This window comes from Shewanella maritima (assembly GCF_004295345.1).
Classification (GTDB): Bacteria; Pseudomonadota; Gammaproteobacteria; order Enterobacterales; family Shewanellaceae; genus Shewanella; species Shewanella maritima.
Window position 1 is genome coordinate 434,243 of sequence record NZ_CP036200.1, and the last position, 15,034, is coordinate 449,276.

The following is a 15,034-nucleotide window of genomic DNA, read 5'->3' on the forward strand; positions in this document are numbered from 1 at the left end:
ACACAATTTAGCGTTTACTAAAGGGGGAATTAGACAGTCAGGGTTAAATTTCAACACCCTCGGTCAAGCAGTGAATGCGTTGATTGCTACTGCCACGCCATTTTAGCGATGGGTCGTACAATGCTTGCTCGAACTTACCATCAACTAATACATCTACCCTATCCACAATAGCTTGCTGCTCGGCGCTTAACTCATTAACTAAATACCCGGTCCATAACCAAATGTCTTTACCTGCACACTCAGCTTTAACCCGCTTAACCAGCTTAAGTACAGCATCGACGTTAGCTGGATGCAGTGGATCGCCTCCCGATAGCGACAAACCTTTGCGTACAATGCGCGTATCTTGCAAATCAGCAATGATTCTATCTTCTAACGCTTGGGTATACTCATGACCAGAGTCCACGCGCCAGGTTGACTGGTTATAACAACCTTTGCAAGCGTGTTCGCAGCCGCTAACGAACAAGGTGCAACGTGTGCCCTTGCCGTTAACAACATCAACGCTATGGTAAACGTGATAATGCATTAGATATGCTTCACTCGGCGTTTCACTTCTTCTTGCTTGCCGTAGTTAAATGGCCGTGCATCTGGGCTACCTAAGTATCCGCATACGCGGCGGGTAACCGACACACGGCTTGGCTCATGGTTACCGCATTTAGGGCAGACAAAACCTTTACTAGTACAGTTGAACTCGCCCACAAAGCCACAGTCATAACACTCATCAATTGGCGTGTTCGTGCCGTAGTAAGGCACGCGTGAGTAACTGTAGTCCCACACCTGTTCAAGCGCTTCAATGTTGTGTTGCATGTTCGGGTATTCGCCGTAGCAAATAAAGCCACCATTAGCTAACTCTGGGTATGGTTGCTCAAAGTCAATTTTATCGAATGGGTTAACTTTCTTTTCAACATCTAGGTGGAAGCTGTTGGTGTAGTAACCTTTGTCAGTTACACCTTCAACTACGCCAAACTCTTTAGCATCGATTGAGCAGAAACGGCTGCATAGGTTCTCACTTGGGGTGCTGTATAAGCTAAAGCCGTAACCGGTTTCTTCTTTCCAAGCTAGAATCGCTTTTTTCATGTGTTTGATGATATCTAAGGCTTTTTCACGCAGCGCTTCATCATCAAATACATGCTTGTCAGTACCATAAAGTGCATTAATGGTTTCATGTATACCAATGTAACCTAGCGAAATAGACGCGCGGCCATTTTTGAAGATTTCTGAGATGTCATCGTCGGCATTTAAGCGCACGCCGCAAGCGCCTTCCATATATAAGATTGGTGCGACACGCGCTTTAACACCAACAAGGCGAGCAATACGGGTATCTAATGCTTTGCGTGAAATAGCTAAACGTTCATCAAGCAGCTCATAGAACTTAGCTTCATCGCCATTGGCTTCGATTGCAATGCGCGGCAGGTTAAGGCTAACAACACCTAGGTTATTACGACCTTCATGCACTAGCTCACCATCTTGCTCAAATGCAGATAAGAATGAACGGCAACCCATAGGCGTTTTGAACGAGCCAGTGACACGCTCCACTTGCTCATAGTTAAGAATATCTGGATACATGCGCATGCTTGCACATTTTAGCGCCATTTGCTTAATGTCGTAGTTTTCATCAGCCGCTTTATGGTTTACACCATCACGAATGGCAAACACTAGCTTAGGGAATACTGCGGTTTTATGGTTTTTACCTAAACCCGCCATACGTACAGTCATAATAGACTTTTGAATTAAGCGCGCTTCCCAGCTGGTACCTAAACCAAAACCAAAGGTAACAAACGGCGTTTGACCGTTCGCGGTATGCAAAGTATTGACTTCATATTCAAGCGATTGGAATGCGTCGTGACATTCTTTTTCGGTTTGCGCCATGGCATAAGCTTCAACATCAGCAATATTCCACTGCTCACCTGTTGCAAGGTGCTTTTGGTAGCTAATTTGCACAAACTTGGCTAACACTTCATCAATGCGGTTAATGGTGGTGCCGCCATAGATGTGGCTGGCTACTTGGGCAATGATCTGCGCAGTAACCGCTGTCGCAGTAGAAATTGACTTAGGCGTATCAATCTCAGCGTTACCCATTTTAAAACCGTTAGTCAGCATGCCTTCAAGATCGATAAGCATACAGTTAAACATTGGGAAAAATGGTGCGTAGTCTAAATCGTGGTAGTGAATATCGCCACGCTCGTGGGCAGCAACCACATCTTTAGGTAGTAAATGGGTTTTAGCGTAATGCTTAGCCACAATACCAGCTAATAAATCACGCTGCGTTGGGATCACTTTAGCGTCTTTGTTAGCATTTTCGTTAAGTAGACTACTATCGCTTTGCTCAACCAAACCACGAATTTCACGGTTTAGCTTACTCTTAGCCTCGCGGCGCACATCGCGGTCATGACGGTACTCAATATAGTGACGCGCCACTTCTTTGTATGGACCAGACATTAGCGCATTTTCAACTGCGCTTTGTAGTTCGTGAATGTCGACTTCGTGCTCGGCAGCAAATTGTTGCTCGACCACACTCGCCAGCGTTTGAGCGTAATCGTTATCAGATTGACCTGCTGACTCCATTGCTGCGATTACGGCGTCACGAATACGTTCACCGTTAAAAGCAGTACGACAACCATCCCTTTTAATGACAACAAGCATAGATTAATTACTCCTCAACTGCGCTGTTAAACAACACTATATATATGTTTATTTTTTATCACGGACACAAGATGTGGTGTATTAAGCGATAATATGCAAAATTACGCTATGATCTGGATCATATTTTTAAGGGTAAAATTACGATTAAATTTATTTGTGCTGACCCACGCAATGAACCCAAATTTGCCACTTGACCAAGGCAAAATTGAACGCTAAGGGAGGGCTAATTTGAACAGATTTTGCTCATACCAAGAGGTAATTTGTTGCCAGAAGTATAAGTTCAAGCATATTGGCCAACAAATGTAGAAACGAAAATCGCCCGTCAGATGACAGGCGATTAACATTGTCAGATCATGCTAAAAAATAGTCAGATACATAACCAAACAACTAGCAATACAAACGCAAAACCTGCGCTAAACACCCAACTTTGCTCGAAGAATGTGCTCAACATCTTTAACCGCTTGGTAGCCTGCATCAATGGCTTCTTGAGCTCGGTGAAACTCCATGGTGCCAATACCCGCCACATTAGGAATAATACAAATCTCGGGTGGGTCGCCCATTAACCGCGCTCGTTTGTGGCGCTCTTCTAAAATCTCCATGGATTGAGTCATAACCGCAAGCATGCCAGGGTTTGATTTACGCCCTTGTTTTGCTTGCCCACCAGCTATATCAGCCGCATTCAAACTAAACTTCTCAGACAAGTTACTTACGTATTCTTTGCCACGCCCCAACAAATCCACAAAACTCCAATCGTGCTCTGCCTCTTGTGCTTGGGTTTGCTCATTATCTTGCACATTTTCATGTTCAAAATCATCGGGCTTAACGGAGCTTGCTTCACTGGCCATTTGTTGTGGCAAATTATGAACTGTTTCAGCATGATGTCCGTGTAAATCAACTGCAATCACAAAATCCACATCCATCGCACGGCTAAGCGATACAGGTACTGGGTTCACTACCGCGCCATCAACCAGCCAACGATTGCCCTGCTTTACTGGCGGCAAAAAACCGGGCATTGAACAAGAGGCTTTAACAGCGTTACGTAAATCGCCCTCTCTAAACCAAATTTCTTGACCGCTGTAGAGATCGGTGGCAACTGCAGCAAAAGGCTTATCAAGATCTTCAATCTTTTTATCACCGACTCGGCTACCTAGCACATCAAACACTTTCTCACCGCTTATAATGCCCCCTTGCGCCAGCTTAAATCCATTAAGCCAACAATATCCCAGCTAGAAAAACCGGTCACCCAGCCTTGCAGCTCCTCTAATAAACCTGCTGAATAGGCTGCGCCAACTAAGGCACCGGCAGAGCATCCAGCGACTTTGTCAGGGTAAATACCCAACTCAGCCAACGCCTTAAATACACCAATATGCGCCCAACCTTTGGCTGCACCGCTGCCTAATGCGATACCAATTCTCATTGAAGAGCCAATTTGCTCACCTTGCGCCATTCACACTTCCTCACTTTACGACTATCTGATCAAGCTTACCAAAGCAGAATTTATCCGGTTCAAACAATCTATCACCCAAGCACAGATATTGTGCGCTTATACAGCGTTTATTGTTGCTGCATTTTCTGAAACCACACATTTTTAACGAGCGCTCCATCAACAATTTACATGACATTTAACCCACAAAAATAACAGCTTCACCTAATTGTCATCTCACGCACCATTTCTGCGCCTATTTCATAGCTATAGTAATTGGATGCAGTTATAATACTTGGCTCGCATTTTTTAGGGGAACAACCTTTGCAATTTTCTGATTTTTCTTTAGACAAACGCCTACTCGAAACCGTCGAACACATGGGCTTTACCAGTCCAACACCAATTCAGGAGCAAGCGCTTCCTGTGGCATTAGCCGGTAAAGACCTAATGGCGTCGTCAAAAACAGGATCTGGCAAAACCCTGGCTTTCTTGCTGCCGGCTATGCAGCGAATTATTTCTAAAAAAGCCCTGACCAAACGCGATCCTCGAGCGCTTATCTTGTTGCCTACCCGCGAGTTAGCGCAGCAGGTATATAACCAGTTACGTTTGCTGGTTGCCAATACCCAATATAAAGCGGTTAGTATTTTAGGTGGCGAGAACTTTAACGACCAAGCTAAAGCATTGGCGCGCGATCCACACTTTATTGTGGCAACGCCAGGTCGTATTGCTGACCACCTATCGCAAAAGCACCTGTACCTAAACGGCTTAGAGCTACTTATTCTTGATGAAGCCGACCGCATGCTTGATTTGGGCTTTGCTGACCAATTAAAACAAATCAATGAAGCCGCTGACCACAAACGTAGACAAACATTAATGTTTTCAGCGACTTTAGATCATGACAACATTGATGATATTGCCCAAACGCTACTTAACTCGCCTGCCCATGTTGCCATTGGCGAGTCACATACAGAGCATAAAGATATTCACCAGCGTATTGTGCTGGCAGATAACCTGACGCACAAAGAGTCGCTACTAAAGCATGTGTTAACGACTGAAGAGCACAAGCAAATCATTGTGTTTACCGCAACACGTGCTGACACCGACCGCCTAGCTGGTGTGTTAACTGAACAAGGGTTTAATACCGCGTCACTAAGCGGTGAGCTTAAGCAAGCTGCGCGTAATCAAATCATGGATCAATTCAGCCGCGGCGCCGCGCAAATTCTTGTAACCACAGACGTAGCCTCTCGCGGATTAGACCTTGTTAATGTGTCACTGGTTATCAACTTTGATATGCCAAAGTTTGCTGAAGAATATGTACACCGCATTGGTCGTACAGGACGTGCTGGCGCTAAAGGTGATGCGGTATCTTTCGTTGGCCCTAAAGATTGGGACAACTTTAAAAAGGTTGAGCAATTCTTGCGTAAACCGTTCGCCATCACTGAGTTTGAAGGCTTAAAAGGCAAATTCAACGGCATCAAGCCTAAGCCGAAAAAAGCTGCTAAAAAGCCAACAGGTAAAAAAGTGGCGGCTAAGTCAGGCATTAAGGCTAAAACCAACAAATCTAAAACAGCACCAAAGCGTGACAAACGCTTTATGACTGCTGTTGATATTGGTGATGCGCCAATGCGCCGTAAAGCCAAACCAAGCAAGATTATTGAACAAGACGATTCCGCGGAATAACGCAGAATCACGTAATACAGAATTTAGATGCACTGAGGTGCACTTCAGTTAGATAAATAAGGGTAAACATGAAAATTTGTGGTGTAGAACTTAAAGGTGGCGAGGCGATTATTAGCCTACTAAGTTATGAAGGCGAAACGTTTAACGTCCCTGCTTGCCGCCAAATCTCATTCACTTTGTCGGCAGCGTCAAACACTGCCACTATCAATGAGTTTCACTTCGCATTTCACAAACTGATGCAAGACTACCATGTGGATGAAATAGCAATTATTGAGCGCCCACAAAAAGGTAAGCAGGCAGGCAGTGCAACCAGCTTTAAAATGGAAGCCGCTATCGAAATTACCGACCTGCCTGTCACCATTTTGTCGCCAGTCGCGATCAAAGAGCAGTTAAAGCGTAACCCTCCACAAGTGGAGTTCGACTCGCTTGAGCTTAAGCGCGTACAAAAGAATGCCTTTGAAGTTGCTTACGTGCTGCACAACCACCACATCTTTGGTAAAGCGCAAGCAGCAGAATAAGCGTGAAAGTTTGCCGGTAAGCTGTGCTAGCCTATTAACTTGATTGAATAATCTTTAGTTGAGTAAAGAGCATGCTTACTGGCAAGCCTGACTGAAAATATCGTAACTGAAAATACCAGAGCTAAACGTATTAGGGCTTAACACATCTGGGCTAAACGTCACCATCGTCTATGACTCGTCAACCTTCAAAATCAAACGCTAAAGCTCCAGAAGCTGCATCTACCACCGCAAGCCGCAAACGTAAACTTGCCCCACCGCCAGTGATGGCGCGAAAAGCGGATGCTAAACTACTCAAGCCTAAAGTTGACGTTCAAAGCCTGCCTAACAGCAAAGACCTAAAGCCCAATAGCGACCCACTGCGCTATATTCGCCACTACCCGCAAGCCGTTATTTCCCAAGTAAAAGCCTTGCTTGATAATAATGAACTAGGCGAACACTTACTCAAGAAATACCCGCGTGTTCACAATATACGTACCGACAAGGCGCTGTACGATTACACGCTGGAAATTAAGCAGGCATTTTTAAAGCAAACCGATCCACTGTCAAAGGTGATCTTCGACGACAAAATTAGTCTCAGCCACCAAGCACTTGGGCTACATAGCTATGTTAATCGTCGCCAGGGCAACAAGGTTAAAGCTAAAAACGAAATTCGCATTTCATCGCGCCTTAAACGCATCCCAGAGCCACTACTAAAAATGGTGATAGTGCACGAGCTCGCCCACTTAAGAGAAAAAGACCACAACAAAGCCTTCTATCAGCTGTGCTGTAATATGCAAAGCAATTACCACCAGCTCGAACTCGATATGCGCTTACTGCTTATCTGTGAGTCGATTGGGCAATCGCCTTACTAGTTAATGCTGTACTGGTCAGCGTTAGGCAAGCCGACGAAAGTTCATCCCCAATGGCTTCATCATAGCATCCCTTCCAATAAGACTTGACTAATAGCGTGCAGCATCGCGCGATTACCGCTGTCATCCTCAACCTAAAGACATACTCGTTCTCGCTTAACTTGGTTCTTACTTTCTTTGGTTTTAGTCGCAGTTGCCGCCAAGCACTTTGTCTGATAACTTATTGGAAATATTAATTAAAGTTTGCTTATCTAACTTGGATTCCAGCTAAACTTCAATGGGTTAACCTGATTTACCACCAGTACGCTTATGGAGCAAGGATGCGGCATCTATTCTATTTTCCTCTATTGTTCTTAATCGCTTGTTCAAGCTTGGAAGGCGTTACACAAAGCGAATCTAAAATTAATTTACTTGACCAAGATTCGATTCAATTTATTGGAGAAACGTCGAAGAAAAATGCCGAGGATTTAGAAAAGATACTAGCCCAAAGCTCACACCAAGTTAGTACGTTAGTTATAGAAAGTCCTGGGGAGATATAGTTGGTGGGATGCAAATTGGTCGCTTGGTACACAAGTACAGATTAAAAGTAGTAGTTGAGAATATCTGCGCTTCTTCTTGTGCAAATTATGTAATAACAGCCAGCCATGATGTCAAAGTAAAAAAAGAGGCACTGGTAGGTTGGCATGGTGGAGCTACGCAACCCTTATACATGCCTATGGAAGTTGAGTCATCTTTACTTGAGGCTAGCGAAGACGAAGAAAAAAACTTCCATGAACAGATGAGAATATTGATCAATGAGGAGATAGATTTTTTCCAATTGATAGGTGTTAACCAAGCTATCACGATTCTTGGTATGTCCCCAAAACTAAAGGAAACTCGACACGCTCCTTTATTCTCATACGACACTTCAACGCTTCAAAGGCTAGGCCTAAATATTAAATTTGAAGAAGATCAAAATCACCGTTCCGAACGCAGAACCGAATTAGTTCAGGTTTTTGTACTTTCGAGAAGTCTATTAGCATCATTGTTAACACTCCATGAAAAGAAACTAGAGGATTGGGCTTCTAGCGAACTAAGCACTGAGGACGTCATAAATGAGTAAAGCTCTAATTATATCGAGTTTACTGGTGTTTGTTACAGCATGCGGAGCACAATACTCTAAGTCGATTATTGTCGAATTTGATTCCACGTCTATAAAAGTGAAAAGCAAAGAAACAGATGATTTACTTGCATCACTGAACTCGCTGGGACAGTGCGAAAACGTACATTTGATCGTGGATAAAAACTCAGATCACAAAAAGATTGTTGAAATTATGGCTACGATTAAACAATCTAAATGCGAAAAAGTATCAATTCAAAGTATATAGCTCTCAGGCGTGCACACTGATCTGACTTTGGCAATAAAAAACAAGGAACCCCTATGCCGCATTTTATAATGGACTGCTCTGCGGATGTCCTAAACAACCATGACGAACAGCACATCATCAAACAAATTCATTTGGTGGCAAACCAAACAGGGTTATTCGATGAGGGCGATATCAAGGTCAGGGTAAACGCTTATAACACCTATTTAGTTGGTAACAAGCAAGAGAGCTTTATCCATATTTTTGCTCATATCATGCAGGGGCGCACCATAGAGCAAAAAGCCGATTTATCTCGCCAAATGGTGACAATGCTTACAAGTTTGTTCCCTGACACACCAAACATCGCAATGAATGTTAGCGACTTTGAAAAAGCAACCTACTGCAATCGAGCGATGGTATAAATGAACTTTAACCCAATAAACTGTGACTCGATAAACGATGCTCCAATACATATAGAAACTGAGCGATTGTCGATCCGCTTAGTGACTACGCTTGATAGCGCCGATTTATACAAGATTTACTCTGACCCAGAAGTCATGAAATATTGGAGCTGCCCACCTTTTACAAGTGAGTCACAAGCTACAGATCTGGCACAAGCTGGTGAAACAAACTTTCACGCTGGGCAATCGCTGTTTCTGGGGATTGTCGATAAAGAGTCCAAAGAGTTAATTGGCACCCTTAGTGTTTTCAATATTCGTCAAGACTCACAACGCGCTGAAGTGGGTTATATCCTATCAAGGAAGTATTGGCATAAAGGGCTGATGTCAGAGGCATTTAGTGCACTGCTCGATTACTGCTTTGAACATTTACAATTGAACAGACTAGAAGCTGACATAGACCCAAACAATACTGCATCAGCAGCACTGCTAATAAAGCATGGCTTTAAGGCTGAAGGTTTGCTCAAGGAGCGTTGGATAGTGAATGGCAATGTTACCGATAGTGAGATTTATGGGTTACTGAGAGCGGACTTTAAAAAACTTAACTCAAAGGAGTAGTTATGTTCGACCATGTCGTGTTTGGTGTACGTGACTTTGACAAAAGCAAAACCTTTTACCAAAAGGTTTTAGCTCCCATTGGCATCAAAACGATTGCCGAAGATAAGCTTGGTATTGAACTTAGCGCCGATGGCAAATCGTCTTTATGTATCCGCCGTACACCTGAAGATAACCCAGCTCACCTTCACCTAGCCTTTGTAGCCCAAAGCCGCGAGCAAGTACAAAGCTTTCATCAAATCGCGCTGCAGATTGGTGCTAAAGATAATGGCGCTCCCGGAATACGCCCTAACTATAGCGGCCAATATTACGCAGCCTATGTTGTTGACCCTGACGGACATAATATTGAAATGGTTTACCACCAAGAGTAGCTAGAGCTTATATACTCGGAAAACACTCACACAAAAAGTGCCAACTTGGCATTAAAATAAGTCTTTACGCTGAAGCCTGTGTGTTGCTGACAAACTTGCCCTTGTAGTATGTTGGAGCCTTAAGTTCTCAGCTATGTAGCAGTTAGCCACATGCTAGTCAGCCTCATATTGATTAGCCAAAAACACAGGAAGTTTAGCCCAATGCTCCGTCAATCATTGTCCATCACCCTACTCTGGTTATTGTCTTTTACCGCTTATAGCCAATCTGTTGTGTCTCTTAACACTGATATCAAATCCCTGCTAGATTCAAAACAAGCCACGGTTGGCGTATCGATTTGGGACCAGAATGCAAACCCTATTGTCGCGATAAACGCTGATAATCAGCTCCCTATGCAAAGTGTATTTAAGTTTCACTTGGCTGCGGCGGTGTTGCATCAAGTTGATCAAGGAAAATGGTCACTTGCAGACAAAATAACCATTACACCAGACGATCTAGACAATGGATTGTGGAGCCCAATTAGGAAGAAATACCCAACGGGTGCAGAACTAACCTTAGCCCAAGTCATTAAATATACGGTTGCAGTCAGCGACAACGTTGGCTGTGATGTACTAATTGGCATGTTAGGCGGCCCAAAAGTCCTCGAGCAGTACCTGCACCAAGCTGGCATTAAAGACATAGCGGTAAAGTACAACGAAGAGATGATGCAACAGGTTTGGCAGCGACAATTTGATAACTGGACCACCGCCAATGGCGCAAATCAGGCTTTAAGCAAGCTATATGACAACAACGAGCAATTGCTATCCGCCACGAGTCACCGCTTTTTATGGGATGTCATGAAAAGCTCAAAAACGGGTAAAAACAAGATCCGCGCAGGTGTACGTCAAGGAACCATAGTTGCCCATAAAACCGGTTATTCTGGCAAGCATAATCAAACGGGTGTGATTGCTGCACATAACGACATAGGAATCGTATTCTTACCAAACGGTAGCCACTACTACATCAGCATTTTAGTCAGTGATTCTCGTGAAAGCAGCGACGACAGTCAAAAGATAATTGCCGATATTTCCAAACTAGCTTGGATGCATTTCAGCGCTGAAAACTAGTAGGTATTTCACATCTCAATCTACGGCTAATGAGCAAAGCCTATGGCTTTTAGATTGAACGCGCTATTGCAACAATCTAAGTCGAGATAAGAGTAACGCTTGCTCAGATTGAACGAACCTAAGCTCAGAAAGGATAATGCTTGAACATATCCTCAATTTTGTCTTTGAGCAGTGCTTTGTCAGCAGTTATTTTACCAAAGGTGCGTAAACCCGAAATTTGGATTTGTAGATGCTGAGCAAGCTCATCTGGGCTTTTGCCTTGGTTGACTTCGCCTGCTGCCTGCGCCTTAGCGATTAATGAGGCAAACGCCTCGGCGATTTCACCAAGGTGACTTTTGGTGGTATCAACCAAATCCTGGTTATCTTCGGTAAGCTCACCCAAGGTTTTCGCTAACATACACATACCATTAGGAGCGGAGTTTTGGGTATCAACTACTTGAGACTTCACAAAGGCTTTAAGCGCAGCCAGTGGCGAGTCGTATTGTTCGACAAGCAGCTGTAACTCAGCCAGCCCCATATCGGTGTAGTTTCTTAGTGCCTGTTTAAACAAGCCATCTTTGCTACCAAAGGCAGCGTAGATGCTACCAGGACGCATATCGATTTCATCCTGTAAATTACGCATCGATGTCGCATGAAAGCCTTTCTTCCAATAAAGATTGGTTGCTTTATCAATCACTTCATCACGATCGAATTTTGCAGTTTTTGCCATTACTTGTTCTCTACACTGATTGTAGCTACGCAGATCAGAGCTATGTTGACTAGAGCCTTTTGAACTAACGTTCAATTATAGGTTCTCGTTCCCTTAAGGTAAACCCTATGCAGCCGCAACCTCTACACCCAAAAGTTAATCCCACTACCAAATAAAAATTTTTATACGTGTTTATTCTCGAAAATTCATGTACATAGTCAGTCTCACCCCTTTATCTTGAACGATTGTTCAAAATAATTATTGAACGATCGTTCATTTATATCTATAGTACATCACATCACCGAGGCAAAGCAGCAATGCCGCTTCACTCGACCTAAGTTAACCGTTTCAATAATTGGAGATTACAACATGAGCAATTTTACATTTCACACAGTAGAAACTGCACCAGAGAAAAGTAAGCCAATGCTAGAGGGTGCGCTAAAACAAATGGGCGCGGTACCAGGTTTGTATGCTGTTATGTCTGAATCGCCAGAGACACTGAAAGCGTATCAGCAACTGCACCAAGCATTTACTTCAACCTCATTTGATGCAGAAGAACTAACAGTGGTTTGGCAAACCATCAACGTAGAGCATGAATGTACATACTGCGTGCCGGCTCATACAGGTATCGCCCACTCGATGAAAGTAGACTCGGCGTTAACTGAAGCGCTACGTAACCAGCAACCTATGCCAAATGCAAAGCTACAAGCATTGCACGATTTTACGCTGGCGATGGTACGTGAGCGCGGCAATGTGTCAGAGGAGCAAATGGAAACATTTTTTGCAGCCGGTTACGGCCACAAACAAGTCATCGAAATCATTCTAGGTTTGTCACAAAAGGTAATCAGCAACTATGTCAACCATGTGGCTAAAACACCGGTTGACCCTATGTTTGAACAATTTGCCTGGACTAAATAACTCGGATACTTCTATACGTAGCTTGCTCTTTATATTTATAAAGTCAGCAAGCTACTCCTTTACAGTTAAAAGGCTTAGCAATGACCCAAAAAATCAAATTAGACATTATTTCAGATGTAGTCTGTCCGTGGTGCATTGTGGGCTATAACCACTTGAACGCTGCGATAGAGCAACTTGGCATACAAGATAAAGTCGAGATTGAATGGCATCCATTTGAGCTAAATCCCGATATGCCGCCAGAAGGTGAAGAGTTACGCACCCATGTCGCTAGAAAGTACGGTGCATCACGAGCAGATAGTGATCGCGCGCGAGCAAATATTGCCGCCGCCGGCGCTAAATACGGTTTCGAGTTTAACTATTCTGACGATATGAAAATGGTCAATACCTTCGATGCCCACGTGCTACTTGATTACGCCAAACAATTGGGTAAGCAAACGGATTTGAAAATGCGCTTGTTCGCCGCTTTCTTCACTGAAGCAAAAGACGTATCTGATCGTTCAGTGTTAATTGAACAAGCAGCAGCTGTCGGAATTGATGCAGAGCAAGCACGCAACGCGCTCAACGATGAGCAGCTGCAACAAGCCGTGCGTCAGCAAGAGTCTCATTGGCAACAACTTGGCATTAGCAGTGTGCCAACCGTGGTATTTAATCGCACTAGCGCACTTAATGGCGCTCATCCGCAAGAGACATTTGCTCAAGTGCTACAAGAGTTAGCTAAATCTTGAAGCATGAGCCTTAAGGCGAAAAAAGTGTCAATCCTCAACTGAGCTAATACATCTGTGCTTGTACATCTGAGTTAGTCCAAATAACAAAGCCCAACACTTATGTGCTGGGCTTTGTTATATAAAACTGAGCTAGTCCAAGTCATTGCAGTACTTCAGCCTAGTCTAGTTTAAAGCTTAGAGTTTAGATTTTAGAGCTTTAAGCTTAGAACATGGAGCTTAGCCAAATGACATCATCATCTTGCGGCTACTTACAATCTGTTGGAACTCTTGTAACTGTTTCTTTGGCAACACTTTGGCTTCAGCAATATTAGCTTTCATAGGATCTATGGGGCGACCATTTACATGAAACTCATAGTGTAAATGCGGCCCGGTTGATGCGCCGGTATTGCCAGTTAAAGCGATGACCTGCCCGCGCTTAACGCGCTGACCTTTACGCACTCTAAATTGCGATAAATGTAAATAACGAGTACGCACCTTATTGTCGTGCTCAATAACCACATATTTACCTGCAAAAGCATGGTTTTTCACCATAGTTACTACACCATCGCCTGGCGCAACCACTGGTGTGCCAATAGGTGTGGCAAAGTCTGTACCGTTATGCGGGCGCACGCGACCAGTGATTGGGTGTTTACGCTTTGGATTGAAGTGTGACGATAAACGATACTTACGTTTTAGCGGAATACGCTGAAAAGCGGGTGCTAAACTTTCGCCGTTTTCATCGTAAAAATTACCGTCTGAATGTTGAAACGCACTGACGTTACGAGAATACGCGTTAATCGTTACCCCTTGCACCTCAGTATTACCCGTAGGTACACCTTCAATAAACTGATCGTTCATCAAAACTTGAAAAGTATCCCCTGCTCTTAGCTCACGAGCAAAGTTGAACTTGGTCTTTAACAGATTATTGATGCGTTGAATTTCATTCGCATTCAATCCTGCTTTTTCAGCCGAGAGATAAAACGAGCCGTTAATCTCCCCGCCGATAATACGGTTTTGCCAAACACCTTCAGTAATGATGTCTTTCACTTCAAAGCTGCCATCATCTAAGCGGCTAAACACCACTTGTCTTGCGGCATTAAAGTACAGCTCAAGTTTTTGCAGCTCGCCAGCATCATTGTCCCAAAACTGTATGCGGTTACCTGGCATTAGCGTATCAAGCGCGAGGACTTCGAGATCCGCCTCAAGCACCTTATACATGGTTTGATGGTCAATCCCAGCTTTTGAAAATAGTGAGCCAAGTGTGTCGCCAGGTGCTATCTCACGGCTAAAGATGGGGGCGCGAGTGGTTTCGACTTCTTCGATAAAATCAAGCTGACTCAGGTTGGGCAGTAGTTTTTCTAAATCCAACGCGACAGGAATACGTTTTACTTCAAACTCTTGAGTGGTTGGCATAAGCAAAGCTGCACCAACGAGAAGTACGCAGCTCATTAACGCTGCTTTTTGACGTTGTGAAAAATTGAATGGCAGTGGCGCCCAAGCCACTTTCTTGGTTGATTGCAAAATGAGTTACCCTAAGCATGCTGCTTAACCACCCAACACTTATACCAAATGGTATTAACCTATGTAGCGCACAGCTAGTCGGCATATTGAGTGGCAAATTTATTGTTGTATTTGCGGCGTAATCAAGGCGCGAGTTAGCAAAAATAAAACTCAAACACCTACAACAAATGATTATGCAGCGCGTATGTGCATATTATGCACTTTCTATTCAAAAAAATGCCGAATAGTTATATCAAACTATCGGCATTTCACAAACTGTTTAT

At 43.7% G+C, this 15,034-nt stretch carries 15 protein-coding genes and 1 pseudogene; 11 read left to right on the forward strand and 5 right to left on the reverse strand.

Features of this window, described 5'->3' with window-relative positions:
* Window positions 1-43: 43 nt before the first annotated feature.
* The 3 genes and pseudogenes from nrdG to rssA all read right to left on the reverse strand — a co-directional run bounded on the left by nrdG (window position 44) and on the right by rssA (window position 4,087).
* Window positions 44-523 carry an anaerobic ribonucleoside-triphosphate reductase-activating protein gene (gene nrdG, locus EXU30_RS01935; protein WP_130597563.1) on the reverse strand — a complete coding sequence of 160 codons (480 nt, stop codon included), beginning with the start codon at window positions 521-523 and terminating at the stop codon, window positions 44-46.
* The gene (nrdD, locus tag EXU30_RS01940) at window positions 523-2,640 is read right to left on the reverse strand and encodes an anaerobic ribonucleoside-triphosphate reductase (RefSeq protein WP_130597564.1); all 2,118 of its coding nucleotides are present in this window, start codon (window positions 2,638-2,640) and stop codon (window positions 523-525) included. The genes nrdG and nrdD overlap by 1 nt, the downstream gene beginning before the upstream one ends.
* A 413-nt stretch (window positions 2,641-3,053) precedes the next feature.
* Window positions 3,054-4,087: pseudogene (rssA, locus tag EXU30_RS01945) on the reverse strand (patatin-like phospholipase RssA).
* 300 nt (window positions 4,088-4,387) lie between these two features.
* Between rssA and EXU30_RS01950 the strand changes: the two are divergent.
* From EXU30_RS01950 to bla, 9 genes are all read left to right on the forward strand, one after another.
* A complete protein-coding gene (locus EXU30_RS01950) occupies window positions 4,388-5,743 on the forward strand; it encodes a DEAD/DEAH box helicase (protein ID WP_130597565.1) in 1,356 nt (451 codons plus the stop codon).
* 68 nt (window positions 5,744-5,811) lie between these two features.
* Window positions 5,812-6,261, forward strand: a complete 450-nt coding sequence (locus EXU30_RS01955) for a DUF3010 family protein (RefSeq protein WP_130597566.1) — start codon at window positions 5,812-5,814, stop codon at window positions 6,259-6,261.
* 356 nt (window positions 6,262-6,617) lie between these two features.
* A complete protein-coding gene (locus EXU30_RS01960; RefSeq protein ID WP_423213370.1) occupies window positions 6,618-7,112 on the forward strand; it encodes a M48 metallopeptidase family protein in 495 nt (164 codons plus the stop codon).
* Window positions 7,113-7,656: 544 nt separating this feature from the next.
* Window positions 7,657-8,211 carry a hypothetical protein gene (locus EXU30_RS01965; RefSeq protein ID WP_130597567.1) on the forward strand — a complete coding sequence of 185 codons (555 nt, stop codon included), beginning with the start codon at window positions 7,657-7,659 and terminating at the stop codon, window positions 8,209-8,211.
* Window positions 8,204-8,476, forward strand: a complete 273-nt coding sequence (locus EXU30_RS01970; protein WP_130597568.1) for a hypothetical protein — start codon at window positions 8,204-8,206, stop codon at window positions 8,474-8,476. The genes EXU30_RS01965 and EXU30_RS01970 overlap by 8 nt, the downstream gene beginning before the upstream one ends.
* 53 nt (window positions 8,477-8,529) lie before the next feature.
* Window positions 8,530-8,874: a 5-carboxymethyl-2-hydroxymuconate Delta-isomerase gene (locus EXU30_RS01975; protein ID WP_130597569.1), complete on the forward strand. Its 345-nt coding sequence runs from the start codon at window positions 8,530-8,532 to the stop codon at window positions 8,872-8,874.
* Window positions 8,875-9,468 (forward strand): GNAT family N-acetyltransferase, encoded by a 594-nt coding sequence (locus EXU30_RS01980; RefSeq protein ID WP_130597570.1) that lies wholly within the window; start codon window positions 8,875-8,877, stop codon window positions 9,466-9,468. It abuts the gene before it with no gap.
* Window positions 9,469-9,470: 2 nt separating this feature from the next.
* Window positions 9,471-9,836 (forward strand): VOC family protein, encoded by a 366-nt coding sequence (locus tag EXU30_RS01985; RefSeq protein WP_130597571.1) that lies wholly within the window; start codon window positions 9,471-9,473, stop codon window positions 9,834-9,836.
* A 201-nt stretch (window positions 9,837-10,037) separates the two neighbouring features.
* Window positions 10,038-10,940, forward strand: a complete 903-nt coding sequence (gene bla, locus EXU30_RS01990; protein ID WP_130597572.1) for a class A beta-lactamase — start codon at window positions 10,038-10,040, stop codon at window positions 10,938-10,940.
* A 124-nt stretch (window positions 10,941-11,064) separates the two neighbouring features.
* Here the strand turns inward: bla and EXU30_RS01995 are convergent, their stop codons facing one another.
* On the reverse strand, window positions 11,065-11,649 hold the full coding sequence (locus tag EXU30_RS01995; RefSeq protein WP_130597573.1) for a TetR/AcrR family transcriptional regulator: 585 nt from the start codon (window positions 11,647-11,649) through the stop codon (window positions 11,065-11,067).
* 348 nt (window positions 11,650-11,997) lie between these two features.
* Between EXU30_RS01995 and EXU30_RS02000 the strand changes: the two genes are divergently transcribed.
* The gene (locus tag EXU30_RS02000; RefSeq protein ID WP_130597574.1) at window positions 11,998-12,546 is read left to right on the forward strand and encodes a carboxymuconolactone decarboxylase family protein; all 549 of its coding nucleotides are present in this window, start codon (window positions 11,998-12,000) and stop codon (window positions 12,544-12,546) included.
* A gap of 80 nt (window positions 12,547-12,626) precedes the next feature.
* Window positions 12,627-13,271, forward strand: a complete 645-nt coding sequence (locus EXU30_RS02005) for a DsbA family oxidoreductase (RefSeq protein WP_130597575.1) — start codon at window positions 12,627-12,629, stop codon at window positions 13,269-13,271.
* Between the two features lie 216 nt (window positions 13,272-13,487).
* Here EXU30_RS02005 and EXU30_RS02010 read toward each other — a convergent pair whose 3' ends face one another.
* Entirely contained in the window at window positions 13,488-14,699 is a 1,212-nt protein-coding gene (locus EXU30_RS02010) for a peptidoglycan DD-metalloendopeptidase family protein (protein WP_130603173.1), read from the reverse strand.
* Window positions 14,700-15,034: the final 335 nt, after the last annotated feature.